This is a genomic window from Ciceribacter sp. L1K22, assembly GCF_017599385.1.
GTDB lineage: Bacteria > Pseudomonadota > Alphaproteobacteria > Rhizobiales > Rhizobiaceae > Allorhizobium.
This window is the reverse complement of record NZ_JAGFPK010000001.1, coordinates 1701202-1726756: the sequence shown is the minus strand read 5'-3', so window position 1 is coordinate 1726756 and position 25555 is coordinate 1701202. Positions and strand designations below refer to the sequence as shown.

Sequence of the window (25555 nt, the reverse complement as noted above, 5' to 3'; positions counted from 1 at the left end):
CCACCGACGCGGCGGGCACGACCCGCGACGCGAACGGGCGATTAGCTCAGTTGGTAGAGCGCCTCGTTTACACCGAGGATGTCGGGAGTTCGAGTCTCTCATCGCCCACCATTTTCCCATCTACCCTTCGTAAGATCGCATTAGTGCCGGGCTTTGGAAGTTTCGGCGGGCGCAAGCTTCTCCATGCGCCCGCTGCGTATACGTTAGTGCTTTGCGCCAGCCGTTGAACTGTAGGACGCGGAAACCGGATCCGAAGCCGGAAACGTATCCTCAAGCCCCTCATCAAGCTGGCTTTCGAGTTCCTGATCATCTCCTGCCCTGCGGGCGGAAAGCTCTTCCTGCACGCGCTGTCCGTTGCTTTCTGCTTCATCGAACGAGGCGGCATGAAGGAGCATGACCTTGGCCTTCTCCACAGCGTTGTTGCGATTGACGTCGTCCGACTCGCCGCGCGTCAGCTGCACCGAGATCACGTCGCCGCCCTCGGCCACGAACTCGACGGTGAGGCGTCGACCGCCCATTTCTTCGTGAACCTGCGTACCTACGATCTGCATGATGAAACTCCTTTGTGAATTGTCGAAACAAGAACGTGCATTAGCGTTGGGAGTTCCGCAGGGCCGGCGCGACAGAAAGTCTCGATAGCGCCTTAATTCGGAACATTTCGCTTGTCAGAGGCTTGCTTCCACATGGGGGATGTCACTCCCTAAGGAAAGCGAGAGATCGAAATGGCATGCAAATACTACTATGATGGCGCAGGTGACCTGATTGCCATCGGCGAAAACAAGGAAGACCGCGAACCTCCGTCTCGCGAGGCGGACACGTCCGGATCCAGTAGCGGCGACAGGCGCCCCTCGCGCCCGCGTTTAACCGTCGTAGCGGACAATTCCGAGAAATAGATCGACGCTTCAGGATGACGACCGCCCGTTCAAGCACGGGCGGTTTTATTTTGTCGGCCGCCTGTGACTGCCCTCCCTCCCCGCGCCAGTTCTCGGCCGATAACCTTGCCCTTGTCCTCTCCAGCCCCAGTTGGTAGCAGCGTGCCAGCAGAAGGAGAGTATTTCATGCGAGAACATTCATTTGGCCGAACCGACTTCACAGTCAGTGATATCGGCTTCGGTGCATGGCAGATCGGCGGGGCGTGGGGTGAAGTGTCCGAAGCCGATGGCAGGGCAGCTCTCAACGCGGCGCTCGATTCCGGGATGACCTTTGTCGATACCGCAGATGTCTACGGCGATGGACGTTCGGAACGAATCATCGCGGACGTCCTGAAATCGCGCGGCGGAAGTCGCCCGATGGTTGCCACCAAAGCCGGACGGCGTCTCAACCCGCATGCCGCCCAAGGCTATACAAAGGCCAACCTGGAGTCCTTTATCGACCGTTCGCTGAAAAATCTCGACGTAGAGCGGCTAGACCTTGTGCAACTTCACTGCCCGCCGACGGATGCCTATTACCAACCGGACCTGTTCGACGCGCTCGATGAGCTCAAACGCGCGGGCAAGATCGGTCACTACGGCGTCAGCGTCGAGAAAGTCGAGGAGGCGCTCAAAGCCATCGAATATCCCGGCGTCGAGAGCGTCCAGATCATCTTCAACATCTTCCGCCAACGCCCGGCCGGCCTCTTCTTCGCCGAGGCAAAGCGCCGCAACGTCGCTGTGATCGCGCGAGTCCCGCTTGCCAGCGGGCTGCTCTCCGGCAAGATCAACTCCCAGACAACCTTTGCAGCCGACGATCACCGCAATTTCAATCGCCACGGCGAGGCTTTCGACGTTGGCGAGACCTTTGCCGGCGTGCCGTTCGAGATCGGCTTGAAGGCGGTCGAGGAAATCAGCAAGCTCGTTCCCGCCGGCGCCAGCATGGCCCAGCTCGCGCTCCGGTGGACCCTCATGCACGAGGCTGTCACCGTCGTCATTCCGGGCGCACGCAATGCTGAGCAGGCTGCAGCCAATGCAGCAGCATCCGACATCGCGCCTCTTGGCGCGGACGTGATGGACGCGACGCGCGATGTCTACGAACGAATGATCGCGCCCTACGTCCATCATCGCTGGTAGAAGCGGTTAGTCATCGGGGAAACAGCCGGGCCACAGCCCGGCTGTTTTGTTTCGAACAACACCCCGGTGCGAATTGCACATCTATGCGCGGTCCAGCGATCACCTCAAACTTCTGCTTTCTCCACCCGAAGAAAGGAGACTTACGTGACAGTCCTGCCGCTCGCAGCGCGTTCCGTCGGCGCCGCAAACCTGCCCGTGATCGATATTGCGGGTCTGTCTTCATCCCGCCAGGAGAAGCGCGCAGAGGTTGGCGACGCCCTGCGGCAAACCTGCCTCGACAAAGGCTTCTTCTACTGCTCCGGTCACGGTATTCCGGAAGGGCTGATCAATGCTGTGTTCGACGAGATGAAGGCCTTCTTCAGCCGCCCGGAGCAAGAGAAGCTTGCGGTCGATAAAACAAAATCCTTCTGCAATCGCGGCTATGAAATCCTGCGCGGCCAGACGCTGGAAGCCGGGGCGCCGCCGGATCTCAAGGAAGGCTATTACGTCGGCGTGGAATTGGCCGAGGACGATCCGAGGGTCGTTGCAAGACGCTTCAACCGCGGTCCGAACCAGTGGCCGGACGACCAGCCGGGGTTCCGGCCGGTTATGATGGCGTATTTTGCCGCAATGCTGGAGCTCGGAGAGCGGCTAATGCGGGGCATGGCGCTGTCGCTCGGACTGCCGGAAACCTATTTCGACGGCTACAGCCGCGATCCTCTCGGCACGCTCAGGCTTCTCCATTATCCACCTCAGCCGCCCGACGCCGCCCCGAACGAAAAGGGCGCCGGTGCGCATACCGATTTCGGTGGGCTGACGCTTTTGATGCAGGATCAGGTTGGCGGCTTGCAGGTCCACGATTCGACGACCGGGAACTGGATTCATGCTGATCCCATTCCCGGCACTTACGTGGTCAACCTTGGCGACATGATCGCCCGGTGGACGAACGACCGTTACCGCTCGACGCTTCACCGCGTCGTCAACGACAGCGGCCGCGAGCGTTACTCGGTTCCGTTCTTCTTCGTTGGCAATCCGGATCACAGGGTCGAGTGCCTGCCCAACTGCCTCCAGACCGGCGAGACGCCGAAATATCCGCCCACAACCGTGGAGGATCATCTGAAGGCTATGTATCAGCGAACCTACACGCCACCCTCAACCGCGAACTGATGGCCTCCCCCCTCCCCGTCATCCTGCTCCACGGCGCCTGGCAAGGCTCCTGGGTGTGGGAGAAGTTCTCCCCCGCTCTTGCGGCCGCCGGTTTTCGGCCAATAGCCGTTGATCTGCCCGGTAACGGCGCAGACGATACCCCCGCTGAAAAGGTCAGCCTTGACCTTTACCTGACGCGTCTGAGGAGGGTCCTCGACGCAACAGGCGGACGGGTCGCGGTCATCGCCCACTCGGGCGGTGGCGTGGTCGCGTCGGCGCTCGCGGAAGCCGCTCCAGACAAAATCGCCGGGATCGTCTACATCGCGGGCATGATGCTGCCATCGGGCTTGGGATACGGCGACCTCGTCCGATCCGCACTGCCGGACCATCCCGAAGCGGCCGGAATCTCCCCGCATCTTATCTGGTCCGACGATGGTCTGCTCAGTCGTGTTCCCACCGAAGCGGCGATCCGGCACTTTTTCAACGATCTTCCCGAGGAAGAAGCAGCGTATGCTGCAGCCAGGCTCACGCCTCAGGCTGAGGGCGGTCGCGCCCTGGTCGCAAGGCTGACGCCGGGGCGCTTCGGACGAGTACCCCGCCTCTATGTAGAGGCGACGGATGACAGGTCGGTCTACATCTTCCTGCAAAGGCGGATGCAGGCGCTCGTGCCGGGTGCGGAGGTGGCGACGCTCGCCACGGGGCACGCACCGCATGTCTCTGCCCCCGCCCTGCTGGCTGCACCCGTCATCGCCTTCCTGCACCGTATGGTCTGATCCGCAACGACAGAGGCCGGGCGGTTACCCGCCCGGCCTCCGGGATCATCGTCTTGGGAGGACGAAGCTTAGTTGGTGCCCTGCAGGTTTACTTCCCAGAACAGAGTCTCACCGGACGAGTCGTCCACGCCGTCGTTGTCGGTCACCGCGAAGGCCTTGCCGGCGGCATCGAAGGCAAAGCCTTCGAGCTTGTCGACGACATAGCCGTTGGTGGCGGCCTTCAGGTCCGGGATGAAGTCGTGGACTTCCTCCTTGGCGACCACAGGCAGTTCCTCACCGATCTTGCCGGGCTTCAGGTCGGCGATGGCGACGCGGTAGAGCTTCTTGAGCTTGGCGTTGTCGCCGATCTGGTTGTCACGCTCGACGATATAGACGTAGTCGCCGTGGGCGGTGATTTCCGAAAGGCCGACCCAGCCTGCCTCGGCCTTTTCGAGCGGGTAGCGCACGGCGCCCCATTCCTTGGCCTTCGGATTGTAGGACAGAAGCTTGACAGAGCCCTTCTCGTCGTCGCCCCATTCGCGCTGTACGGCCATCCACAGCGTCATGTCGTCACCTTCGCCGATCGACGTGATGCCTTCAAGGCCGAAGCGGGTCTGACCGGCGAGCAGTTCAGTCGGGAAGCCGACTTCGGCCTTGATCTCGCCCTTGGTATCGACGTTGTAGAGGCCGTGGCCGACGAGCTTGGCCGAATCGCCTTCCGATGCGATCCAGAAACCGCCATTGCCATCGAGCGTGATGCCTTCCATATCCAGCTTTTGAGCCGGCTGTCCGCCACGGGTCACGGGCAGAGCAGCGGTGATCATGGCCGGCTTCTGGGTGGCATCGATCGTGAAGATCGTCGGCTGCATGCTGTAGAAGCTGTCATTCACGGCATAGAGCGTGCCGGCCTTTTCGGCGTCGCCGACGAGACCGGACAACGCACCCCAGCCGATCGGGGCGCCATCGACCGTGGCAGACTTGATCATCGGGTAAGCCGGCTCACCCTCGGCCAGTTCATAGAGCATCACGTGGGACCGTACGCCACCATCTTCGCCGAGGTCGAGCTCGTTCGCGGTAACGAGCAGATTACGCGACGGGATGGCAACCGCGCCCTCCGGCGACACACCCGACGGCAGCAGCTGCAGCAGTTCCGGCTCAGCGCCTGTGTCCTTGTAGACGGCAGCGATAGAGGCGCGCTCGGAGAGGACGAAGAAGTACTTCTGGTCACCGAAGTTTGCAGCTTCCAGACCCTCCAGCTCGACACCCTTGGACTTGGCACGCTTGTCGGGGAAATGACCGATCTGAGCAATTGCCATTTCCAGCGATGGACCGGACTCGTAGAGTTCCTTTCCGCTTTTGTCGAAGATTGTGAAGCTGCGCGAACCGCCCTTCCAATCGCCTTCATTGGCAATCACGATGCGATTGTCGTCGAGCCACTTGACGGCGTCAGGCTCCCGAGGAACGCCTTCCTTGGAGCCCGTGAACTTCAGCGCCCCATCCGACTTGGTGTCGATGCCAGCGAGATCGACCTTACCGGCCGAGAAATGGCTCTTCACTTCGCCGGTCTTGCCGTCGACGATCACGATGTGATTGTTTTCCTGCATGGTCATTGCGATCTCGCCGAGGCTGTTGATCGCGACGAATTCGGGCTCGGGATCTTCAGGCGCAATTTCGGCCAGGCCGGTCATCGCGACGTGCTTGGTCGTCGCGCAATCGGCGACGCCGTCCTTCAGCGAGATTATGACCAGATCTCCCGCCGGCATTTGCGGCAGGTCGCCGTCATTGACGTCTTCGTCGCGCTCGTTTTCGATGGCGACGGCGACGAAGCTGTTATCCTTGGCAACGGCGACCGAGTCCGGCTGACCACCGAGATCGCAGGTGGCGTCAACGGTCTTCGAGGCGATATCGACAACCGCAAGCTTTCCCGATGGATTGGTGTAGCTCTCCGACGTGTTGACGCCGACGAGGACCTTGCCGCCGGCAACGGCGACCGATGTCGGCTCGCCGCCCATCATCAACGCGCCAGCAGCCTTGGGCGCCTTGGCGTCGGTGATGTCGATAAAGCCGATGCCGCCAAGCGGGCTGTCCGAATAGATCAGCGTATTGCCATCCTCCGAGGCCGTGACGATCTCGGCCGATGTGCCGGTGAGCTTATCCTTGTCCGAAGGCAGGTTGGATGCGACCGGAAACGACGCAATGCGATTGAAAACTTCGGCAGCACCTGCCGGAAGAGCAACGGATGTCAGCAGCGCAACAGTCAGCGCAGCGCGGGAAAAGCCAGACTTCATGGGGAAACCTCCTGTTTCCGAAAATGGAACAGGAGGCTTTTGCGGCACGTCCATTACAAACGCGTGACAGTTTCGTGATTTTCCGATGCAGTGCTCAGTTGGCTGCCCGCTCGCGTCCAAGCTCGATTTTCATCAGCGTCAACGAAGCGACAAGAATCAGCATGGCGCCGAACCAAAGATATCCGGTCGGTGCGTATCCGAAGACAATCCAGCCCGCAAAGACGTTGAGCGGCAGCTTGAGGTCATCGAACGGCTGCACGTAGGCGGCATCGGCGACAGTGTAAGCCAAAGTCAGCAGATACTGCCCGAGCGCCGTCAGTATCCCCGCTCCGATCAGAAGGATCAGCGCCGTCCCGCCGGGAACGACGAAGCCGGAGGCCACTGCCAGCCCGAAATTGATCGGCGTCAGCAGGACAAGCAGCCACACGGTAATGGTTTCCGGCGGTTCGAAAGACGTCAGGTTCTTCATCAGCAAGGATGAACCGCCCCACAGGAAGGCAGACAGGACCGGCAGCAGAGCGGCAGGCGTGAAGGCATCGGACCACGGCTGCAGGATGATCATGGCGCCGATGAAACCGGCAAGGGTCGCGAACCATCGGGCGGGGCCGACTGCCTCTCCCAAGAACATCCGGGCCCCGATGATGATGAAGAACGGTGAGGTCATCACCAGCGCGATCGCCTGCCAGATCGGTACCGTCGCGAGGCCGGTGAGCCACGCCTGGACGCCGAGCGCCGCGAGAAGCACCCGGAGTATGTGCCGCCAGGGATGGCGTGTTCTCATTGCTTTCACGCCAAGCTTCCAGAGCAAGGGCAACGACAGGACGAGCGCGAAACCGTACTGCCAGAAGGCGACGGAGGCCGGGGGAAACGAAAGTGTCATCGCCAGCCACTGCGTGACAACGTTCAGCGCAGCGAACGCCACGCCTGCAAGGATCATGTAAAGCGCCCCGGCGACCGCACGGGAACGAAACAAGGAGGGGACAAACTGATTCATGCCATTTTCCCTTTCAGGACCAACACAAATCAGGACGCATGGGGAACGCCGCAACGACCATCGCCCGGAACCATGCGGACGATCGACGTTGACCTGCGCGATGGAGCCCGTCTCCGAAGGAGAGGACTGCCGCAGCGCTGCACTCCACATTCTCTATCATCCGGACTGTGACCGTCGGCTCCGGATTTCGACCGGATCTGCTGACCCTCCGACTTTGCCGGAGGCGCTCGCGGGCTCGGGGACAGGCCCCCTACCGCCGGTGGGGACTTTCACCCCGCCCTGAGAACGAAAGCCGGAACATCCGGCCAGCTGCGAGATAGTCAATGGCGGCGAACACTGCAAGGCCAGAAACGTCGAAGGCCCGCCACACGAGGGTGGCGGGCCTTCAATTCTCATAGATCGATGGTGCCAAAGGTGGCGACCGGACAGCCTTAGCTGTTGACGGCGTCCTTCAGGCCCTTGCCGGCCGTGAACTTCGGAACGTTGCGAGCCGGGATATCGACTTCCGCGCCGGTCGACGGGTTGCGGCCCTTCGAAGCTTCACGACGGGATACCGTGAAAGCGCCAAAGCCAGCGAGACGGATGTCGCCACCCTTCTTCAGCTCGGCCTGGACCGTGTCGAAAACTGCGTCAACCGCAGACAGGGCATCAGCCTTTGTCAGGCCGGCCTTTTCGGCAACTGCGGATACGAGTTCGTTCTTGTTCATGTTTCCACCCTTTCTGATTGGCATGAAACGACTCAAAGGATTAAGCCGGGCGGACATTACGGATGCTTTCGCCCTAGGCAACTGAAAAGCACCCGGAACGCCTGAAATACAAGGCACTCCGTAGAGTTTACACAAAAAAGGCTGGCTTTTTTGCCAGCCTTTTTCACGTCAGTGTGTCATTTTGGCAAAGTCAGGGCGCCAATAAGGTCAATGCGCGATTGTGACGCCCGATTCTTCGGCACCTTCGACGGTGCCGACGGCAGGCGTTTCAACCGTCCCGTCCCACTCGATCGGCTCCGGCTGACGGATCAGGGCGTGCTTGATAACCTCGCCCATCCGCGAAACCGGGACGATTTCCAGGTTGTTTTTCACATTGTCCGGAATGTCGGCCAGATCCTTGGCGTTCTCTTCCGGAATAAGCACCTTCTTGATGCCGCCACGCAACGCTGCGAGCAGCTTTTCCTTCAGACCGCCGATCGGCAGAACCCGCCCACGAAGCGTCACTTCGCCCGTCATCGCGATATCCTTCGAGACCGGAATTCCGGTCATGATCGATACGATCGCGGTGGCCATCGCGATACCGGCGGACGGACCATCCTTCGGCGTTGCGCCTTCCGGAACGTGAACGTGGATATCCGCCTTGTCGAACCGCGGAGGCTCGACACCGAAATCAACGGCGCGGCTACGAACGTAGGAGGCAGCAGCCGAGATCGACTCCTTCATCACGTCCTTGAGGTTACCGGTGACCGTCATGCGGCCTTTGCCCGGCATCATGACGCCTTCGATCGTCAGAAGCTCGCCACCAACCTCGGTCCAGGCCAGACCGGTTACGACGCCCACCTGGTCCTCGCCCTCGGCCTCACCGTGACGGAAACGGGGAACGCCCAGGAAGTCATGGATGTTGTCTTTGGTGACAGCAACCGACTTGACCTTGCCCTTGATGATCTCGGTAACAGCCTTACGCGCCAGTTTCATCAACTCGCGTTCGAAGCTGCGGACACCGGCCTCGCGGGTGTATTGCTGGATGACGGCTGTCAACGCCTCGTCGCTGACCGAGAACTCTTCGGGGCGCAGGGCATGTTCCTTGATCGCCTTCGGCAGCAGGTGACGCTTGGCGATCTCGCGCTTTTCATCCTCGGTGTAGCCGGCGATCCGGATGATCTCCATACGGTCCATCAACGGGCCGGGGATGTTCAGCGTGTTGGCCGTCGTGACGAACATCACGTTGGACAGATCGTATTCGACTTCCAGGTAGTGATCCATGAAGGTCGAGTTCTGTTCCGGATCCAGCACCTCGAGCAGGGCCGAAGACGGATCACCACGGAAATCCATGCCCATCTTGTCGATCTCGTCGAGCAGGAAGAGCGGGTTCGACTTCTTGGCCTTCTTCATCGACTGCACGATCTTGCCGGGCATCGAGCCGATATAGGTGCGGCGGTGACCGCGGATTTCGGCTTCGTCACGGACGCCACCTAGCGCCATACGAACGTACTCGCGGCCGGTCGCCTTGGCGATTGAACGGGCAAGCGAGGTCTTGCCGACGCCGGGAGGACCGACGAGGCACAGGATCGGCCCCTTGATCTTGGTCGCACGGGCCTGGACGGCGAGATACTCGACGATGCGTTCCTTGACCTTGTCCAGACCGAAGTGATCCTCGTCCAGGATCTTCTCGGCGGCGTTGAGATCGACCTTGACCTTGGACTTCTTGCCCCAGGGAAGGCCAAGCAGCCAGTCCAGATAATTGCGGACAACGGTGGCTTCCGCCGACATGGGGCTCATGTGGCGCAGCTTCTTCAGTTCCGCATCTGCCTTTTCGCGGGCTTCCTTGGAAAGCTTGGTCTTGGAGATGCGCTCTTCCAGTTCGGCCATCTCGTCACGGCCGTCCTCGCCGTCGCCGAGTTCCTTCTGGATCGCCTTCATCTGTTCATTGAGGTAATACTCGCGCTGGGTCTTCTCCATCTGGCGCTTGACGCGCGAGCGGATGCGCTTTTCCACCTGCAGGACAGAAATCTCGCCCTCCATGAAGCCGAGCGCCTTTTCCAGACGCATCTTCACGCTGACGGTTTCCAGCATCTCCTGCTTTTCCGTCAGCTTGATCGAAAGATGCGATGCGACGGTATCCGCCAGCTTCGAGTAGTCCTCGATCTGACTGGCAGCGCCAACGACTTCAGGAGATATCTTCTTGTTGAGCTTCACATAGTTCTCGAACTCCGAGACGACCGAGCGCGACAGCGCCTCGATCTCCACGGCATCCTCGGCAGGTTCTGCGAGAATGGTGGCACCGGCTTCGTAGAAATCCTCGCGACTGGTGTAAGTCTCTATCTTGGCGCGCGCGCGACCTTCGATCAGCACCTTCACGGTGCCGTCCGGCAGCTTGAGCAGTTGCAGGACATTGGCGACGGTACCGACGGCGTAAATCGCGTCGGGTTCCGGATCGTCGTCGCCTGCGTTCATCTGGGTGGCAAGCATGATCTGCTTGTCGGACCCCATCACTTCCTCAAGCGCGCGAATGGATTTTTCACGACCGACGAAGAGAGGCACAATCATGTGGGGGAAGACCACGATGTCGCGCAGCGGCAGTACCGGATAGACATTGGTCTCGCCCGCAGCAGACGTCACATTCGTCATTTCATTTCCTTTCGATCGTCCCGTTTCCGGGAGCGGATACCCTGTCCTCGATAGAGGATGGTACTAGGTTCGTTCCCGGCTGAAATGGAGTGCCGGCGGCAGGAATTCAAGCCTTGCAACTGCCGCCCCACCGACAGCCATCGAGAAGCAATACTCAAGATTACAGTTAGACAGATCCAGCTGACGCGAAACTGGTGGACCCAAATGCGCTCCGACGTGATGCCGCGCCAAACGCTCAGCCTGCCGACGAAGCAGTCCCCTTCTATCTAGCCCAACGCAGCAGCGGAGCAAACGGATTTGTGAAAGAGATGCGACAGCCGACCCAAAACAAAAAAAGGCCCGCCAAAGCGAGCCTCTTTTGATTCACGAAACGGACAGCGTCACGCCGAGGCGTTCGCCTTCTCTTCCTGACGGTCTGCATAGATGTAGAGCGGCCGGGAGTTGCCGTTGACGACCTCGTCGGAAATCACGACTTCGCGCACGCCCTCGAGTTCCGGCAGTTCGAACATCGTGTCGAGCAGGATCTTCTCCATGATCGAACGCAGGCCGCGGGCGCCAGTCTTGCGGATGATCGCCTTCCGAGCGATCTCGCGCAGGGCATCCTCGTGGAAGGTCAACTCGACGTCTTCCATCTCGAACAGGCGCTGGTACTGCTTCACGAGCGCGTTCTTCGGCTCCGACAGGATCTGGATCAGCGCGTCCTCATCGAGGTCTTCGAGCGTTGCCAGCACGGGCAGACGACCGATGAACTCGGGAATGAGGCCGAACTTGACCAGGTCTTCGGGCTCGAGCTCACGCAGGACTTCGCCAACACGTCGATCATCCGGAGCCGACACCGTCGCACCGAAGCCGATGGAGGTCTTCTCGCCGCGGGCTGAGATGATCTTGTCCAGGCCAGCAAATGCCCCGCCGCAGATAAACAGGATGTTCGTCGTGTCGACCTGCAGGAATTCCTGCTGCGGATGCTTCCGACCGCCCTGTGGCGGCACCGAAGCGACAGTGCCTTCCATGATCTTGAGCAGCGCCTGCTGAACACCCTCGCCCGAGACGTCTCGGGTGATCGACGGATTGTCCGACTTGCGGGAAATCTTGTCGACCTCGTCGATATAGACAATGCCGCGCTGGGCGCGTTCGACGTTGTAGTCGGCCGCCTGCAGAAGCTTCAGGATGATGTTTTCGACATCCTCGCCGACGTAACCTGCCTCGGTCAGCGTCGTGGCATCGGCCATCGTGAACGGGACGTCGATGATGCGCGCGAGCGTCTGGGCAAGATAGGTCTTACCGCAACCGGTCGGTCCGACGAGCAGGATGTTCGACTTCGCCAGTTCTACATCACCACCCTTCGAGGCGTGCGACAGGCGCTTGTAATGGTTGTGCACGGCGACCGACAGGATCTTCTTCGCCTGACGCTGGCCGATGACGTATTCGTCGAGTATCTTGATGATGTCCTGCGGCGTGGGAACGCCGTCACGGGACTTCACCATCGAGCTCTTATTTTCCTCGCGGATGATGTCCATGCACAATTCGACGCATTCATCGCAGATGAATACGGTCGGCCCGGCGATCAGCTTCCGGACTTCGTGCTGGCTCTTTCCGCAGAAAGAACAATAGAGGGTATTCTTCGAGTCACCGCCGTTGCTTCCGCTGACTTTGCTCATGTCTTCTTCCTTCCAGCACGCCACACGCCCAGTCCAGGGGCGGCGGTCCACTTATTCACCCGGTCCGCGCACTCGCGAAGCGGGTCTGCTTCGACATCGGCGGGGGCAATTTCCGTCTCCGAGACCGGCTCGTCAAACGGATGCAACGCAAGACCCCTCCAAATCGCAGACTATGTCACAAAAATTCAACATAGCCTTAATGCAACTATTAGCGCTTTCGCCGACCGTTTAAACCCCCCACGCGATCACACAAAGTAATAGCGGCGGGAGTACGGCGGCGTCAGCCGCCGGTCACGCCCTCGATCTCCTGGCGCGAGGTCAGGATCTTGTCGACCAGGCCCCACTCCTTTGCCTCCTCCGCCTCCATGAAATGGTCGCGGTCTAGCGTGGCCTCTACCTCGTCGTAGCTACGGCCAGTATGCTTGACGTACACTTCGTTGAGGCGGCGCTTCATCTTGATGATGTCGCGGGCATGGCGCTCGATGTCGGATGCCTGCCCCTGGAAACCGCCCGAGGGCTGGTGGACCATGATGCGGGAATACGGCGTGGTGAAACGCATGCCCTTCTCGCCGGCGGCGAGCAGGAGCGACCCCATCGATGCGGCTTGTCCGATGCACAGCGTCGAAACCGCAGGACGGATGAACTGCATCGTGTCGTAGATCGCCATACCGGCGGTGACAACACCACCGGGAGAATTGATATAGATCGCGATTTCCTTCTTCGGGTTTTCGGCTTCGAGGAAGAGAAGCTGCGCACAAACCAGCGACGCCATGTAGTCCTCGACCGGGCCGGTCAAAAAGATGATCCGCTCCTTCAGCAGCCGCGAATAGATGTCATAGGACCGCTCGCCGCGATTGGTCTGCTCCACGACCATCGGCACGAGTGCCATGGCGGTATCTACTGGATTTCTCATGTCCGTCCTTTGTAGCCTCATTCCTATCGCGTGGCGCGGCGGGAATCATCGTAAAACCTGTCAATCCCTACATAGAGTGTCAGTGCCCTGCACTTCAAGACGCGAGCATCCGATATCCTTAATGCACACGTGCCGCCTGACAAGGAGATACGCCTGATGTCGCCGAGAAGCGACGCGACAGCCGAGCGGGTCAACAGCAGCCAGCGGATATGGTGAACGAAGTGCTACGATACAACCCTTGGCCCGCTCCTCAAAACAACGTCGGCACTAGCGCGGAATTAACAATTGGACGGCATACTTGCCCGACGTTTTCACTCTCCCAGCGGCATCCCTTATGGATCTAAAGACGGCTTTTCTCCTCTGGACCACGCAGGCCGGCACCCTCGCCCTGTTGCTCGTCGCCGTCTGGCTTCACGATCGAAGCAAATACTTCTATCTCAATTTTGGCGTTGGTTTTGCCGCGCACGGGATCGGCTTCGGGCTCGTTGCGCTACGCGGCCAGATCCCGGATCTGGTCTCGATACAGCTGGCGAACAGCCTCTCCCTTGCGGCATTCGCCTTCTGGGGTACTGCCTTGGCGCAACTGGACCGGAAGCGGATACGACCACTGTCGTTTCTACCGCTTGCCCTCTGGCTGACAGGCAATCTGCTGCCGTTCATACGCGATGACCTTTCAAACAGGGCGGCGCTTTTCAATGTTGCCGCTGCCGTCGGGTTCGGCCTGCTCGCCTTCATGGTCTTGAAGAATGGCGAAAGCAGTCGCCAGCTGCGATGGGCGCTGGCCGGCATCTGGACGATACAGTCCTCGACCAGCCTGCTTCTCGGGGTCTCCGTGATCATGGCGGATCCGCTCACCTTTACACAGGTTCACTACAATACGAGCGCGGGCGTGGTGAACGTCATCTGTTTCGTCGCGGCCATCGCCGTTCTGACGAAGATGTTCATGGAGATGTCCGAAGAACATTTGCGGACGCTCGTCAGGACAGACCCGCTGACCGGCGCGCTCAATCGACGCGGGTTCATCGATGCATTCCGCGCCATCCGGTCGAAAGCTCCCTCCCCGCTTACCGCCGTCGCGATTTTCGATCTCGATCATTTCAAGCGGATCAACGACACCTTCGGCCACGACACGGGCGACGACGTTCTCGTTGCTTTTGCAGACCTATGCCTCAAGCTTCTGCCGAAAGACGGCGTGTTCGGCCGGACCGGTGGGGAAGAATTCGCGGTCGCTTTGCCGATCGAGAGGGTCAAGGACGCCGCTCTTTACGCGGAGGCGATCCGGCATTCTCTGGCGACGCAGCCCGTAAACACGAGGAGCAGGACGGTATCTGTCACTGTCAGTATAGGCATTGCGGCAGTCGCCACGGAAAACGCCGGTCTCGACAAGCTGTTGTCGGATGCGGACCGTGCCCTCTATCGGGCGAAGGAGCGCGGCAGGAACTGCACGACGATCTGGAACGACAACAAGGCCACGGACATTCACGAGGACCTGGCACAGGCAATCGACGATCGCGCGGATCGTCAGGTTGCCGTTCTTCGCCGGTTGTCCGTTGCAGGCGGCGAGAAGCACGCCTGACGGGCCGCACGAGCTTGGAAATGTCGCCAACGCGCTTTCGTCCGTGTGGGCGGTGAGCTAGAGAGAACGCCATGAGCGAACTCCCCTTTCTTTCCATCGAGCGCGCCACCCGCGAGGTTGGGCTCGATGCGCGTGACCCCGCCTTCTATTGCAATCCCAATAGAGCCTATGCAGCGCTCCATTCCGCCTGCCCGACGTTCTATTGGAAAGAACAGCGGCAGTGGTTCTTCACGTCCTATGATCACGTCAACGCGCTGCTGCGGGACAGGCGTTTCGGGCGCCAGGTCCTCCACGTCGCGACGCGAGACCAGTTGGGACTGCCGACGCCGGCAGCGCACACGGCGCATTTCGACAAGGCGGAAGAACACTCCCTTCTGGAAATAGAACCACCGGAACACACACGGCTTCGCACCCTCGTCAACAGAGCCTTTGTGTCGCGGCATGTCGAAAAGATGAAGCCGGAGATCGAGGAGCTCGCCAACAGGCTGATCGACGGCTTCGGCAAAAACGGAACGGAACTTCTTTCCACATTCGCAGACATCATCCCGGTCACCATGATCGCGAGGATGATCGGCATCCCCGAGGACATGGGACCGCAGCTCCTCAAATGGAGCCATGACTATGTCGGGATGTACATGTTCAAGCGGACCCGAGCCGACGAAGAGGCTGCCGACCGCTCGGCGAAGGAATTCGCCGACTATGTCCGCAAAGTGATCGCGGAGCGTCGCGCCCTTCCGCGGGACGACCTTCTCAGCCATATGATCCACACGGAACACAAGGGCCAGTTCCTGACCGAGGACGAACTCGTTTCCACAACGATCGTTCTTCTCAATGCAGGCCACGAAGCAACTGTCCACCAGATCGGAAACTCGGTGCGGATCATCCTGGAAAGCGGGCTCGATCCAGCCGTTCTTTTTGCCGATGAATCGACCACTGAACGGACGGTCGAGGAAACGCTGCGTATCTGCGCACCCGTGCACATCTTCGAGCGCTGGTGCCTGGAGCCGGTCGAGATCGACGGGATACGCTTTCAGTTCGGCGACAAGGTGGGGCTGATTCTCGCTGCCGCCAACCTGGATCCGCTCAAGTTCAGCGATCCGCTCACCTTCAAGCCGGACCGCAACGAGGGCGCTAATCTGTCCTTCGGTGCCGGGATTCATTTCTGCATTGGTGCGCCGCTCGCCCGGCTGGAGCTCAACATCGTGTTACCCCTGCTGTTCCGGCGACTGCCGAACTTGCGCATCGCGGCGGCGCCAGTAGTCAAGGACGTCTATCACTTCCACGGGCTGGAGCGGCTCGACCTGGCCTGGTGAGCCGCTCACAAAGGTCTATTTGCACCCGGCCTGAACGTGCTTGAAAAGCCGATCCGTGTCCGCCGTCAGCAGCGGACCATTCTCGTCGGTCGTGTTTCCAGTCAAGTGATGCGAGTTCAGGCTTACGATGAGATTGTTGCTGTCGTCACCGTTCACCTTGAACTCGCTGAACCAGGCGCCGCCGCTGTTGCCGCTGCGCATGGGATTGCCGCTCATGGTGACGATCCCGCGAGCGACCGAGCCCCAGTCACCATTCACTTCGTAGAGTCTCTTGCCGTCGCCGAAGTTTCTCGGGTAGCCGACGGCCGTCAGCGGCGTTGTCGCGGGCACACCGGTCTTTACCGCAAGCGGCTTCTTCTGGTCCGGCGCATCCACAAGGATAAAGGCGTAGTCAAAGGCATAGTTCTTGGCAGGCGTATGGTATGCGTCGAAGATGGAGACACACATCCAGCCGACCGACTGCTGATAGGTGCCATCATCGAAGGCGCGAAGGAAGTTGAAGTCAGAGTTCCACGTCTGCGCTTCGATATTGTAGACGCAATGGGCGGCAGTCATCAGGACATTGTTCGCGACGTACTGCGCCGTGCAACGCTTGAGGCTGGTTTCGCCCTGCTTCTTAAAGACGAGCTTGCCCGTGCTCCAATAGGGACTGCCGGCACCCGGATCGGTAACCGGTTGCGGAACACCCTTGTCTTCAAGGGCACCGTGATCGCGTTCGGGTATTGTCGTCGACTGCGGGTACAGTTCCTCGAAGCGTTGCTTCATCTGCTCGAGTTCTTCCGGCGTGACGACCTCTTCGACAGGTTCGGCGCCTTCGAGTTCCTTCTGCGTGAAGAACGTGCGGGAACCGGTGTTATCGAGGTCATCGATCTTGAGGTCGGCTGCAACGCCTGGCAATGCCATCGAAAACGCGGCGGTTGCCGCCAATACGATCGTCGACAGTCGCGAATGAAAATGAACTGAGTGCATCGGAAATCCTCCTGGTAGCCGGCCGCGTGCCGGCTAGGCGCGACGCTGCGCGCTGTTGCTGATATTCGTTTTTGGGGAGACGATGGCCCGCCCTCCGCAGGCCATCGCTTAGACATCGCCAGGGACGCGACAGCTTAGGACGACGGCGAGAAGATGCCGTGGATGGGATCGTAGGTGAGATCCAGTTCCGTCACGCCACCACCGAAAACCGCCGAGGACGCGTTGCCGGCAACGTCGGTGATAATCGTCTGACTGCGGAACTCGCTCTCGAGCCAGATGTAAAGCGTGACGAACGGCGTCATCTTGATGTGCTGGGTGGCGAGCACGGACTGAGCCGAGATCGGCTTGCGTTCCTCCGGCTTCTTGTTGATCAACGCGGTCTGGGCCAGCCCGAAGGTGAGGCTGTTGTAGTCGTCATACGGGACCTGGTTGATTGCGGCATAGGTGCCGGGCGGGACCGGCAGGATGCCGTTGCTCTTGGTGAAGCCACCGAAGACGCAGGTTTCCTGGAGAACATAGTAACCGGCGTCCAGCGCCGGGCCCGGATAGACCTCCGTCAGCTTGGTGATCGTCGCGCCGTTCACAACCTCGTCGTTGGAGGCATAGATCCAGTAGTCCTCCTCCCATTCGATCGTTGTCGAGGGGAATGGATCAATGTCGAGCCAGATGACGCTCGGGCCGCCCGAGTTGACGGGTTTCGCGATCGCGACGCGCTGATCCGCCCTCTTGATATTCGTGAGGACGACCGGGTCGAAGTTCAGGGTCAGGGAATACGTGGTCATCGCTGCCTCCTTTGCAGAGCTTGGCCGGAAATGCCCGAGACGGCCCAATCCGTCTCTAAAGCGTTCCTATTTGCGCAAGCCCCAGCCTTCCCCGGCACCGGACGACATCGCCGCATAGACCGAAGCTTAAAGACCCATCCCGTGCAGAGCTGCCAGAAATATGGCTTCGAAACAGGCTGTTAGCTCCGCCCGCTCAAGTTTATGCAACTTCGATCAAATTTATTTATGCGTGCATTTTAATCATTGACTTTAACTTAAACGTGTGCTCAAAAGGGAACCTTTCTGATACACTTCCTGAATTCGACACGCTTCTGGCGCACGATCCATCGACCGGCGAGACAAACAATGCGCATCGGCTATGCGAGAGTTTCAACGAGCGATCAGAACATCGAGATGCAACTGCAGGCGCTGAAGGCGGCAGGCTGTCAGCAGATATTCACCGACCACGGCGCTTCCGGCGCCTCGCGGACACGCTCCGGTCTCAACAGCTCCCTGGAAATGCTCGGTCCCGGTGATACGCTGGTCATCTGGCGACTGGACCGCCTCGGGCGGTCGCTCTCCCACCTGATCGACGTGGTGAGTGACCTGGGGCGCCGAGACATCGGCCTTTATTCCGTAACGGAATCGATCGACACGGGATCGGCTGGCGGCATCCTCATCTTCCATATCATGGGCGCTCTCGCGGAGTTCGAACGCGCGCTGATTTCCGAGAGAACGCGCGCGGGCATGTCGGCCGCCAGGATGCGCGGCAGTCCGATCGGGCGCCCTCCAAAACTCTCGCGACTGGAGGTCGATCAGGCGCGGGCGGCGGTCCAGGGGGGCGACAGCATCAAGGCGGCAGCCCACGGACTTGGCGTCAGCAGGGCCACCTTGTACCGCGCCATGCGAGGAGGTCTGGGCGAGGACCAGGAACCGTTTCTAGATGCAAAGCTGGAGCTGCTGCTGGCGAAAATCGCCTTCCTGCTCCAGCTTCAACGGCTCGCCCCTCCGTCGAGGATCGCGCCACCGGCGGCTTCAAGGGCAAGTCAACCGGGGCGTCGGGCCGACGCCAGCTGTCAGAGACGGATTACGTAGTCTTTCCGAGTCGTTTCAACCACTTCCCACGTTCCGTTGAACCCCGGCCTGAGAATCAGCCGATCGCCCGCCTTCAAATGAATCGGCGTACCTCCGTCCTCCGTCACGATGGAATGACCTTCGAGGATGTGGAAATACTCCCACTCGTCATAGCTGATCCGCCACTTTCCAGGTGTCGCCTGCCACACCCCGGCATAGATGCCGCCGGGCGCTTCCTCGAGATTCCAGGTGAGGAATTGCGGCGCGCCGGCGATCAACCTGTCGGGCGCGGGCGCGCCCTCCTCAGGCACAACGCCCTCCAGATCGAAACGCATATAGTTCGTCATGCAACTCCCCGTCCGTGGTTCGGCCGGTCAAATCCCGCCGCCCGTTTGAGGCACCATGCAACAGTCCGCGCCGTAAACGCAAACAGCTATCCTCGCCGCTCAGCGCTCGGCGCCGGCCCTGAGGCGCGCGCGCTGGCGACGTTCCAGGCTTTCGGCTGGCCAGAGCTTTTCCATCTCGTAGTAGATGTCGAATGCTGGCGCACCGCCATCCAGATTGACCCATGGAAGCCGCGAACAGGTGAAGATGTGGGCGTCCGGCGGAAACCGACCCGGTTCGTCGAGTGTCGCCAGGCGAATGAAGAGCATCCAGCCGCGGCGGCCATAGTCGCTCCAGACCGCCGATCGGCACTCCCGGCAGCGGAAGATATCGTGGGGATGGCCGCTGTCGGTGCGCATCGACACGGGCTCCGGCTCGCCCGACAGCAATTCCACCTCTTCTGCCTCGATCATACCGTTGACCACAAAGGCACTGCCGCTCTGCCGCTGGCAATCCCGGCAGTGGCAGCAATTGACGAACATCGGCGCTGCCTTCAGCCGATAGCGCACCTTGCCACAGAAACAGCCGCCTTCCGAGATCATCGCCATCCCTCTTCGCTGACAAGCAAAGCGTTAAGCCATGCGCTGACCGCCGGCAAGATGGACGGCGCGGCCGAGGAGGCACGCGCCGTCGCATTTGCCAGCGCGCTGGCGTGGACCGATCAGACCTTCGCCAGCGACTGCTCCAAATCGCCAATGATGTCTTCCGCATCCTCGATGCCGATCGACAGGCGAACGACGTCCGGGCCAGCGCCGGCGGCGACCTGCTGCGCCTCGGTCAGCTGCGCATGGGTCGTGGAGGCTGGATGGATCACCAACGAGCGAGTGTCACCGATGTTGGCGAGATGCGAGAAAAGTTGCAGCCCTTCGACGAGCGCCTTTCCGGCCGCATAGCCGCCCTTCACGCCGAAGGTAAAGACGGCTCCTCCACCCTTCGGAGAATACCGCTGCTGAAGCGCATGGTTCGGATCGTCTTCGAGGCCCGAATAACTGACCCACGCGACCTTGTCGTGACTTTTCAGCCACTTCGCCACGGCCAGCGCGTTGTCGCAGTGGCGCTGCATCCGCAGAGGCAGGGTCTCGATGCCAGTCAGGATCAGGAAAGCGTTCATCGGGGCGATTGCGGGTCCCAGATCCCGCAAACCCAACACCCGGCAGGCGATGGCGAATGCGATATTGCCGAGCGCCTGATGCAGCACGACACCGTTGTACTCGGGCCTTGGCTCCGAGAGCGCCGGATATTTGCCCGACTTCGACCAATCGAACGTGCCGCCGTCCACGATGACGCCGCCCATGGAATTTCCATGGCCACCCAGGAACTTCGTGGCGGAGTGGACAACGATATCGGCACCATGTTCGAGCGGACGAACGAGGTAGGGACTGGCCATCGTGTTGTCGACGATCAGCGGCAATCCGTGCTTGCGGGCGACTTCCGAAATCGCTGCGATGTCCACGAAAGTGCCACCGGGATTGGCGAGGCTCTCGATGAAGATCGCCTTGGTGCGGTCGTCGATTTGCGATTCGAAGCTCGCCGTATCAGAGGGATCGGCCCAGCGCACTTCCCAGCCGAAACTCTTGAAGGAGTGGCCGAACTGGTTGATCGAGCCGCCATAGAGCTTTTTGGCGGCGAGGAAGTTGTCACCTGGCTGCATGATCGTGTGGAAAACCAGCATCTGGGCGGCATGCCCCGAGGCAACGGCCAAAGCGGCGGTGCCGCCTTCGAGCGCGGCGACCCGCTCTTCCAGGACCGCCTGGGTGGGGTTCATGATGCGGGTGTAGATATTGCCGAACTCCTTGAGCGCAAAGAGGTTTGCGGCATGGTCCGCGTCATTGAAGACGTAGGCCGTTGTTTGGTAGATCGGCGTAATCCGGGCTCCCGTCGTCGGGTCCGGCTGGGCACCGGCGTGGATCGCAAGCGTGGAAAATCCCGGCTTGTCGTTGGACATGTGTAACCTCCCTTTTCCTCATTCTTTGGCGGCGACCGTGGCCCGTCCGGAGGCGTGTGTCAAACACGATTTCCGATGCCGCGATCGCCTTTGATCTTAGTCAATGCATCGCCGCCCGTAAGCGGTGAAAATTCCTGCATTCTACGGAGGTCGGCGATGAATCTATCTTTGGAGCAAGCAGGGGGAACATTTCTTTCCCGCGTTTTCGGCTGGGTGGCGAAGGCTTGGGAAACAACGGCCGAGGCGGACTTGATCGCCGCTCTGGACGACGAAACGATCCGGCGGATCGCAAGGGATTGCAATATACAGCCGGACCAACTTCTAGAACTGGCGAAGGCAGGTCCTGATGCGGCAGACGAAATGCCCTACATGATGCGCGAGCTCGGAATCGATCCTATGGAAGTCGAGACGCGCTTCAAGGCGCTCTTCCGGGACATGCAGATCACCTGTGCGCAGTGTTCGAACAAGGCGGAATGCCGTCACGATCTTGCGGAGGGCACTGCCGTGGAAGCCTTCAGCGGATACTGCCACAACGCCGGCGAACTCAACGCGCTACGTGCAACGCCGACCGTGCTGGCGGAATAAAGAGCGTCAGCCAATCAGCCGCGGATACTCGATCGCCGGACAGCGGTCCATTACGACCACGACACCGGCCATCTCCGCCTTCAGAGCCGCCTCATCGTCCCTGACGCCGAGTTGCCCCCAAAGGAAGCGGGGCATCGGGGTCATGGCCAGCATCTCGTCGACGATTGCCGGGAGGTATTCGGGCGCCCTGAAGACGTCGACCATGTCGATCGCCGTGGGAATATCGCCGAGCGTTGCAAATACCTTTCGCCCCAGAAGCTCCGTTCCCGCCTGCCCCGGATTAACGGGGGTGACGTCGTAGCCTTTGGACAGCAAAAAGCGCATGACCCGGTTGCTGGGCCGATCCGGATTGGGCGACGCGCCGAGAAGAGCTATCGTTCTTGTCTCGCGAAGAATGGTCGCGATCAGTTCGTCATCATATCGGTCATGCGGTAACAACATGCGCACCTCGTCCCAGATCGGTCGCGGGCACCACGAAGACAAGACAATATCTCATCGCCGACTCCATGGGGCCAACAGGACAATCATGCCCACGGCCGTATCCCGACGTCCATTCCGGATGCCTGACGTCAGGACCAGTTTCCGGACCGCTGTTGCAGAGATGCTGCGATACCGCCCCCCCTGCGGCGGCATCGGTCATTGGCTCTTGCTAGGCCCGCAGCTAAGCACATGCATCAGCGTCAGCGATCATGCCGCCTGTCCGTGGGTCTTCCCGTAGACGAGGGCGTACTCAGTCACGAGCGCGCGATCCATCACCACCCGGATTCCGGACTCTTCCGCTCTCCGGGCGGCACCGTCGTCGCGGACACCAAGTTGCGCCCATATAGCTTTCGGACGGCGACGAAGAGCCAGCACCTCCTCCACGACACCGGCGAATTCGGATAAACGTCGAAAAACATCGACAAGGTCCACCCGCTCGGGAAGGTCGCCCAACGATGCGTAGATATGACGGCCCAGTATGGTTTTCCCGGCGTACGAGGGGTTGACCGGGTAAACCGTGTAACCCTTCCCAAGAAGGAAGCCGGTGACCCAGAAGCTCGGGCGCTTGTCGTCGATCGACGCACCGATGATTGCCACTGATTTGCAATCCTCCAGCACGGCTTCGAGATAGGCATCAGTATAGTGATCGTGGTCCATGGAAATCCTCCCCCGGCCTTGGCCGGATCAGCGAAACTCCCATCCGCGGTCCCATTGACACCATATTCGTAATTTCTTAATTTTTCCTGAGACCCAGCTATGGCTGTCAGCCCGAAATTGACGCAACCGCACCAAAGATCGCTTTGCGTTCGCTATCTGTACATCATTCGTTCTCGTTAATTTTAGAAACGCCTCATGGTTGCATGCCCGAAAAGAGATATCGTTATGCGACACAACAAGTTCGGTGTCGTCGTTGATATCGATCTTATTTTTCGCGAGCGATACCGAGGTCACCACCTGCGGTCGTCATCAAGAGTGGGAAAGTAAACCGAACACACAGCGGGAGGTCGGCTCACCAAAGGCGAGCGCTCTTTGTCAGTACAAAACAGAAAAAATAGCGGTAAAATAATACCGCAACAATAAGCAACTGATTTTACAATGCTTTTATAAACGTTCGCCAATCCGCGTATTATTGACGTGGAGACGTTTGCCACATATACACGCCGCAGATCGCGTACCTTCGGGTTGGCGACTACTTTGTGAGCGGATGCCCGCAAAGCCAAGCAACAAAAAACGCCCTCGCGGCCTTCGGGATGCCAGGGATTAGATGGAAAGATACAACCATGTCTACCTTCGTTCAGAAGCCCGCCGAGGTGGAGAAGAAGTGGGTCATCATCGACGCCGAAGGCCTCGTTGTTGGTCGCCTTGCCTCCCTCATCGCCATGCGCCTGCGCGGCAAGCATAAGGCTACCTACACCCCACACGTTGACGACGGCGACAACGTCATCGTCATCAATGCCGAGAAGGTCGTCTTCACCGGCAAGAAGTATTCCGACAAGAAGTACTACTGGCACACCGGCTACCCGGGCGGCATCAAGGAGCGCACCGCGCGCGCCATCATCGAAGGCCGCTTCCCGGAACGTGTCCTCGAGAAGGCCGTCGAGCGCATGATCCCGCGCGGCCCGCTCGGCCGTCGCCAGATGAAGAACCTGCGCGTCTACGCCGGTTCCAACCACCCCCATGAAGCACAGCAGCCCGTCGCTCTCGACGTCGCCAAGCTGAACAGCAAGAACGTAAGGAGCGCCTGATAATGGCTGACCTCTCTTCCCTGAAGGACCTCGGCACGACGACCGAAGCAGCTGCTCCGGCACACGTCCGCAAGGTCGATTCGCTCGGCCGCTCCTATGCCACCGGCAAGCGCAAGAACGCCGTTGCCCGCGTTTGGGTCAAGCCCGGCACCGGCAAGATCACGATCAACGGTCGCGAATTCAAGACCTATTTCGCACGCCCGGTTTTGCAGATGATCCTGCAGCAGCCGATCGTCGCTGTAGCACGTGACGGCCAGTTCGACATCGTCGCCACCGTCACCGGCGGCGGCCTCTCCGGCCAGGCCGGTGCAGTTCGTCACGGCCTGTCCAAGGCCCTCACCTATTTCGAGCCGGGCCTGCGCTCGGTTCTGAAGAAGGGTGGCTTCCTGACCCGCGACAGCCGCGTGGTCGAGCGAAAGAAGTACGGCAAGGCGAAGGCCCGTCGTTCGTTCCAGTTCTCCAAGCGCTAATCGCTGGACTGCCGGAAACGGAAATCAAGGCGGGGCTTCGGCTCCGCCTTTTTTGTTTTCAGCAGCTCATCGAGATTTGGAATTTGTGGACGAACCAGCTTCGCCTATGGTCAGGCGACATGAGCAACAAGAGACGGAACATGGCGAGCAAATCCATCGACAATGCATTCACCGCAAAAGCAGTTCGGGGCGCGGCAACCGACCCCACCTATGCGGGCGCCCTGTCCTTTATGCGGCGGAAATACTCCAAGTCGCTCAAGGACGTGGATGCCGCGGTGCTTGGCATTCCCTTCGACGCCGCCGTCTCAAACCGGCCCGGTGCCCGCTTCGGGCCACAAGCGATCCGGCGCGCTTCCGCGATTTTCGACAATGATCCGCAGTATCCATTCTCGCGGGACCTCTTCGAACAGATGGCTGTGGTGGATTACGGCGATGTGCTGCTCGATTACGGAAACCACCAGAAGACCCCTGCCCTGATCGAGAAGGAAGCCGCGAAGATCATCGCGGCCGGCGCCTATCTTCTCGGACTTGGCGGCGATCATTTCGTGACCTGGCCGCTGCTCAAGGCCCACGCCGCCAAGCACGGCCCGCTGGCTCTCGTCCACTTCGACGCCCATCAGGACACCTGGGACGATGACGGCAAGCGCATCGACCACGGCTCGTTCGTGTGCCGTGCCGTGCGGGAAAACGTGATCGACCCGAAACGTTCGATCCAGATCGGCATCCGCACGCACGCCCCGGAGGATTTTGGAATTAGGATCATTCATGGCTGGGAGGTCGAGGATATGGGGGCCCAGACGATTGCCGACGCGATACTGGCGCATGTCGGCGATACTCCATGCTACCTGACCTTCGATATCGACTGCCTCGATCCGGCCTATGCTCCGGGAACCGGAACGCCAGTGGCAGGCGGTCCGTCGTCGGCAAAGATGCTCTCCGTCTTGCGGAAGCTTGGCCCGCTGGATATCCGCGGGTCGGACATCGTCGAAGTGGCGCCTGCCTACGACCATGCCGACATCACTGCAATTGCGGGCGCGACGGTCGCGATGTATATGCTCGGCCTGCGCGCGGAGAAGCTCGCGACACGTAGCTGACACACTGATTCACCATCCTTCGAGACTCACTCTAATCCTCTCAGGACAA

The 25555-nt window shown here is 60.2% G+C and carries 24 protein-coding genes, 1 tRNA gene and 1 riboswitch; of the genes, 11 read left to right on the top strand and 14 right to left on the bottom strand.

Going from position 1 to position 25555, the window contains the following annotated elements; genetic code table 11:
• Window positions 1–35: 35 nt before the first annotated feature.
• A tRNA-Val gene (locus J5J09_RS08645) sits at window positions 36–111 on the top strand.
• A gap of 92 nt (window positions 112–203) precedes the next feature.
• On the opposite strand, the gene J5J09_RS08640 is transcribed toward J5J09_RS08645, so the two are convergent.
• Window positions 204–551 (bottom strand): hypothetical protein, encoded by a 348-nt coding sequence (locus tag J5J09_RS08640; protein ID WP_208549246.1) that lies wholly within the window; start codon window positions 549–551, stop codon window positions 204–206.
• A 507-nt stretch (window positions 552–1058) separates the two neighbouring features.
• Here J5J09_RS08640 and J5J09_RS08635 point away from each other — a divergent pair.
• From J5J09_RS08635 to J5J09_RS08625, 3 genes are all read left to right on the top strand, one after another.
• Window positions 1059–2045 carry an aldo/keto reductase gene (locus J5J09_RS08635; protein WP_208549245.1) on the top strand — a complete coding sequence of 329 codons (987 nt, stop codon included), beginning with the start codon at window positions 1059–1061 and terminating at the stop codon, window positions 2043–2045.
• A 144-nt stretch (window positions 2046–2189) separates the two neighbouring features.
• Window positions 2190–3191 carry a 2-oxoglutarate and iron-dependent oxygenase domain-containing protein gene (locus J5J09_RS08630; protein ID WP_208549244.1) on the top strand — a complete coding sequence of 334 codons (1002 nt, stop codon included), beginning with the start codon at window positions 2190–2192 and terminating at the stop codon, window positions 3189–3191.
• Complete coding sequence (locus J5J09_RS08625; RefSeq protein ID WP_208549243.1) at window positions 3191–3943, top strand: alpha/beta fold hydrolase; 753 nt, start codon at window positions 3191–3193, stop codon at window positions 3941–3943. The genes J5J09_RS08630 and J5J09_RS08625 overlap by 1 nt, the downstream gene beginning before the upstream one ends.
• Window positions 3944–4011: 68 nt before the next feature.
• Here the strand turns inward: J5J09_RS08625 and J5J09_RS08620 are convergent, their stop codons facing one another.
• The 6 genes from J5J09_RS08620 to clpP form a co-directional block, all read right to left on the bottom strand.
• Window positions 4012–6210, bottom strand: coding sequence for an esterase-like activity of phytase family protein (locus J5J09_RS08620; protein WP_208549242.1), 2199 nt, complete (start codon window positions 6208–6210; stop codon window positions 4012–4014).
• A gap of 94 nt (window positions 6211–6304) precedes the next feature.
• Complete coding sequence (locus J5J09_RS08615; protein ID WP_208549241.1) at window positions 6305–7204, bottom strand: DMT family transporter; 900 nt, start codon at window positions 7202–7204, stop codon at window positions 6305–6307.
• Window positions 7205–7348: 144 nt separating this feature from the next.
• Window positions 7349–7495: riboswitch (FMN riboswitch) on the bottom strand.
• Window positions 7496–7635: 140 nt separating this feature from the next.
• Window positions 7636–7911, bottom strand: a complete 276-nt coding sequence (hupB, locus tag J5J09_RS08610; protein WP_246745810.1) for a DNA-binding protein HupB — start codon at window positions 7909–7911, stop codon at window positions 7636–7638.
• 207 nt (window positions 7912–8118) lie between these two features.
• Window positions 8119–10539 (bottom strand): endopeptidase La, encoded by a 2421-nt coding sequence (gene lon, locus J5J09_RS08605; RefSeq protein ID WP_208549239.1) that lies wholly within the window; start codon window positions 10537–10539, stop codon window positions 8119–8121.
• 380 nt (window positions 10540–10919) lie between these two features.
• On the bottom strand, window positions 10920–12197 hold the full coding sequence (clpX, locus tag J5J09_RS08600) for an ATP-dependent Clp protease ATP-binding subunit ClpX (RefSeq protein ID WP_208549238.1): 1278 nt from the start codon (window positions 12195–12197) through the stop codon (window positions 10920–10922).
• A 280-nt stretch (window positions 12198–12477) separates the two neighbouring features.
• Entirely contained in the window at window positions 12478–13110 is a 633-nt protein-coding gene (clpP, locus tag J5J09_RS08595) for an ATP-dependent Clp endopeptidase proteolytic subunit ClpP (protein ID WP_208549237.1), read from the bottom strand.
• 334 nt (window positions 13111–13444) lie between these two features.
• Between clpP and J5J09_RS08590 the strand changes: the two genes are divergently transcribed.
• Window positions 13445–14686 (top strand): GGDEF domain-containing protein, encoded by a 1242-nt coding sequence (locus tag J5J09_RS08590; RefSeq protein WP_208549236.1) that lies wholly within the window; start codon window positions 13445–13447, stop codon window positions 14684–14686.
• 71 nt (window positions 14687–14757) lie between these two features.
• Window positions 14758–15999: a cytochrome P450 gene (locus tag J5J09_RS08585; protein ID WP_208549235.1), complete on the top strand. Its 1242-nt coding sequence runs from the start codon at window positions 14758–14760 to the stop codon at window positions 15997–15999.
• A 15-nt stretch (window positions 16000–16014) separates the two neighbouring features.
• Here J5J09_RS08585 and J5J09_RS08580 read toward each other — a convergent pair whose 3' ends face one another.
• Window positions 16015–16968 carry a trypsin-like serine protease gene (locus tag J5J09_RS08580; RefSeq protein WP_208549234.1) on the bottom strand — a complete coding sequence of 318 codons (954 nt, stop codon included), beginning with the start codon at window positions 16966–16968 and terminating at the stop codon, window positions 16015–16017.
• Window positions 16969–17102: 134 nt separating this feature from the next.
• Window positions 17103–17750, bottom strand: a complete 648-nt coding sequence (locus tag J5J09_RS08575; RefSeq protein ID WP_208549233.1) for a hypothetical protein — start codon at window positions 17748–17750, stop codon at window positions 17103–17105.
• A gap of 345 nt (window positions 17751–18095) precedes the next feature.
• Here J5J09_RS08575 and J5J09_RS08570 point away from each other — a divergent pair, with 345 nt between their 5' ends.
• Window positions 18096–18824 (top strand): recombinase family protein, encoded by a 729-nt coding sequence (locus J5J09_RS08570; RefSeq protein ID WP_208549232.1) that lies wholly within the window; start codon window positions 18096–18098, stop codon window positions 18822–18824.
• Here J5J09_RS08570 and J5J09_RS08565 read toward each other — a convergent pair.
• The 3 genes from J5J09_RS08565 to J5J09_RS08555 all read right to left on the bottom strand — a co-directional run bounded on the left by J5J09_RS08565 (window position 18806) and on the right by J5J09_RS08555 (window position 21132).
• Window positions 18806–19150 carry a cupin domain-containing protein gene (locus J5J09_RS08565; RefSeq protein WP_208549231.1) on the bottom strand — a complete coding sequence of 115 codons (345 nt, stop codon included), beginning with the start codon at window positions 19148–19150 and terminating at the stop codon, window positions 18806–18808. The genes J5J09_RS08570 and J5J09_RS08565 overlap by 19 nt on opposite strands.
• Before the next feature lie 99 nt (window positions 19151–19249).
• Window positions 19250–19735: a GFA family protein gene (locus tag J5J09_RS08560; protein WP_208549230.1), complete on the bottom strand. Its 486-nt coding sequence runs from the start codon at window positions 19733–19735 to the stop codon at window positions 19250–19252.
• A 113-nt stretch (window positions 19736–19848) separates the two neighbouring features.
• A complete protein-coding gene (locus tag J5J09_RS08555; protein WP_208549229.1) occupies window positions 19849–21132 on the bottom strand; it encodes an O-acetylhomoserine aminocarboxypropyltransferase in 1284 nt (427 codons plus the stop codon).
• Window positions 21133–21288: 156 nt separating this feature from the next.
• On the opposite strand from J5J09_RS08555, the gene J5J09_RS08550 reads away from it, so the two are divergent.
• The gene (locus J5J09_RS08550) at window positions 21289–21717 is read left to right on the top strand and encodes a DUF6455 family protein (protein WP_208549228.1); all 429 of its coding nucleotides are present in this window, start codon (window positions 21289–21291) and stop codon (window positions 21715–21717) included.
• A gap of 6 nt (window positions 21718–21723) precedes the next feature.
• Here J5J09_RS08550 and J5J09_RS08545 read toward each other — a convergent pair whose 3' ends face one another.
• Together J5J09_RS08545 and J5J09_RS08540 are read right to left on the bottom strand one after the other, a co-directional pair.
• Entirely contained in the window at window positions 21724–22158 is a 435-nt protein-coding gene (locus J5J09_RS08545) for a CoA-binding protein (protein WP_208549227.1), read from the bottom strand.
• 246 nt (window positions 22159–22404) lie between these two features.
• On the bottom strand, window positions 22405–22854 hold the full coding sequence (locus J5J09_RS08540) for a CoA-binding protein (RefSeq protein ID WP_208549226.1): 450 nt from the start codon (window positions 22852–22854) through the stop codon (window positions 22405–22407).
• Window positions 22855–23477: 623 nt separating this feature from the next.
• Between J5J09_RS08540 and rplM the strand changes: the two genes are divergently transcribed.
• From rplM to speB, 3 genes are all read left to right on the top strand, one after another.
• Window positions 23478–23942 carry a 50S ribosomal protein L13 gene (gene rplM, locus J5J09_RS08535; RefSeq protein ID WP_208549225.1) on the top strand — a complete coding sequence of 155 codons (465 nt, stop codon included), beginning with the start codon at window positions 23478–23480 and terminating at the stop codon, window positions 23940–23942.
• Between the two features lie 2 nt (window positions 23943–23944).
• Entirely contained in the window at window positions 23945–24412 is a 468-nt protein-coding gene (rpsI, locus tag J5J09_RS08530; protein WP_208549224.1) for a 30S ribosomal protein S9, read from the top strand.
• A gap of 140 nt (window positions 24413–24552) precedes the next feature.
• A complete protein-coding gene (gene speB / locus J5J09_RS08525; RefSeq protein WP_208549223.1) occupies window positions 24553–25506 on the top strand; it encodes an agmatinase in 954 nt (317 codons plus the stop codon).
• Window positions 25507–25555: the final 49 nt, after the last annotated feature.

Excerpts from the sequence above, each read along its gene's own strand:
- rplM (WP_208549225.1), top strand. The coding sequence starts at position 23,478 with ATGTCTACCTTCGTTCAGAAGCCCGCCGAGGTGGAGAAGAAGTGGGTC.
- J5J09_RS08580 (WP_208549234.1), bottom strand. The coding sequence starts at position 16,968 with ATGCACTCAGTTCATTTTCATTCGCGACTGTCGACGATCGTATTGGCG.
- J5J09_RS08555 (WP_208549229.1), bottom strand. The coding sequence starts at position 21,132 with ATGTCCAACGACAAGCCGGGATTTTCCACGCTTGCGATCCACGCCGGT.
- lon (WP_208549239.1), bottom strand. The coding sequence starts at position 10,539 with ATGACGAATGTGACGTCTGCTGCGGGCGAGACCAATGTCTATCCGGTA.
- J5J09_RS08625 (WP_208549243.1), top strand. The coding sequence starts at position 3,191 with ATGGCCTCCCCCCTCCCCGTCATCCTGCTCCACGGCGCCTGGCAAGGC.
- J5J09_RS08565 (WP_208549231.1), bottom strand. The coding sequence starts at position 19,150 with ATGACGAACTATATGCGTTTCGATCTGGAGGGCGTTGTGCCTGAGGAG.
- J5J09_RS08620 (WP_208549242.1), bottom strand. The coding sequence starts at position 6,210 with ATGAAGTCTGGCTTTTCCCGCGCTGCGCTGACTGTTGCGCTGCTGACA.
- hupB (WP_246745810.1), bottom strand. The coding sequence starts at position 7,911 with ATGAACAAGAACGAACTCGTATCCGCAGTTGCCGAAAAGGCCGGCCTG.
- J5J09_RS08540 (WP_208549226.1), bottom strand. The coding sequence starts at position 22,854 with ATGGACCACGATCACTATACTGATGCCTATCTCGAAGCCGTGCTGGAG.
- J5J09_RS08575 (WP_208549233.1), bottom strand. The coding sequence starts at position 17,750 with ATGACCACGTATTCCCTGACCCTGAACTTCGACCCGGTCGTCCTCACG.
- J5J09_RS08635 (WP_208549245.1), top strand. The coding sequence starts at position 1,059 with ATGCGAGAACATTCATTTGGCCGAACCGACTTCACAGTCAGTGATATC.
- J5J09_RS08590 (WP_208549236.1), top strand. The coding sequence starts at position 13,445 with ATGGATCTAAAGACGGCTTTTCTCCTCTGGACCACGCAGGCCGGCACC.
- J5J09_RS08640 (WP_208549246.1), bottom strand. The coding sequence starts at position 551 with ATGCAGATCGTAGGTACGCAGGTTCACGAAGAAATGGGCGGTCGACGC.
- J5J09_RS08550 (WP_208549228.1), top strand. The coding sequence starts at position 21,289 with ATGAATCTATCTTTGGAGCAAGCAGGGGGAACATTTCTTTCCCGCGTT.
- speB (WP_208549223.1), top strand. The coding sequence starts at position 24,553 with ATGGCGAGCAAATCCATCGACAATGCATTCACCGCAAAAGCAGTTCGG.
- J5J09_RS08585 (WP_208549235.1), top strand. The coding sequence starts at position 14,758 with ATGAGCGAACTCCCCTTTCTTTCCATCGAGCGCGCCACCCGCGAGGTT.
- J5J09_RS08560 (WP_208549230.1), bottom strand. The coding sequence starts at position 19,735 with ATGGCGATGATCTCGGAAGGCGGCTGTTTCTGTGGCAAGGTGCGCTAT.
- J5J09_RS08615 (WP_208549241.1), bottom strand. The coding sequence starts at position 7,204 with ATGAATCAGTTTGTCCCCTCCTTGTTTCGTTCCCGTGCGGTCGCCGGG.
- rpsI (WP_208549224.1), top strand. The coding sequence starts at position 23,945 with ATGGCTGACCTCTCTTCCCTGAAGGACCTCGGCACGACGACCGAAGCA.
- clpX (WP_208549238.1), bottom strand. The coding sequence starts at position 12,197 with ATGAGCAAAGTCAGCGGAAGCAACGGCGGTGACTCGAAGAATACCCTC.
- J5J09_RS08570 (WP_208549232.1), top strand. The coding sequence starts at position 18,096 with ATGCGCATCGGCTATGCGAGAGTTTCAACGAGCGATCAGAACATCGAG.
- clpP (WP_208549237.1), bottom strand. The coding sequence starts at position 13,110 with ATGAGAAATCCAGTAGATACCGCCATGGCACTCGTGCCGATGGTCGTG.
- J5J09_RS08545 (WP_208549227.1), bottom strand. The coding sequence starts at position 22,158 with ATGTTGTTACCGCATGACCGATATGATGACGAACTGATCGCGACCATT.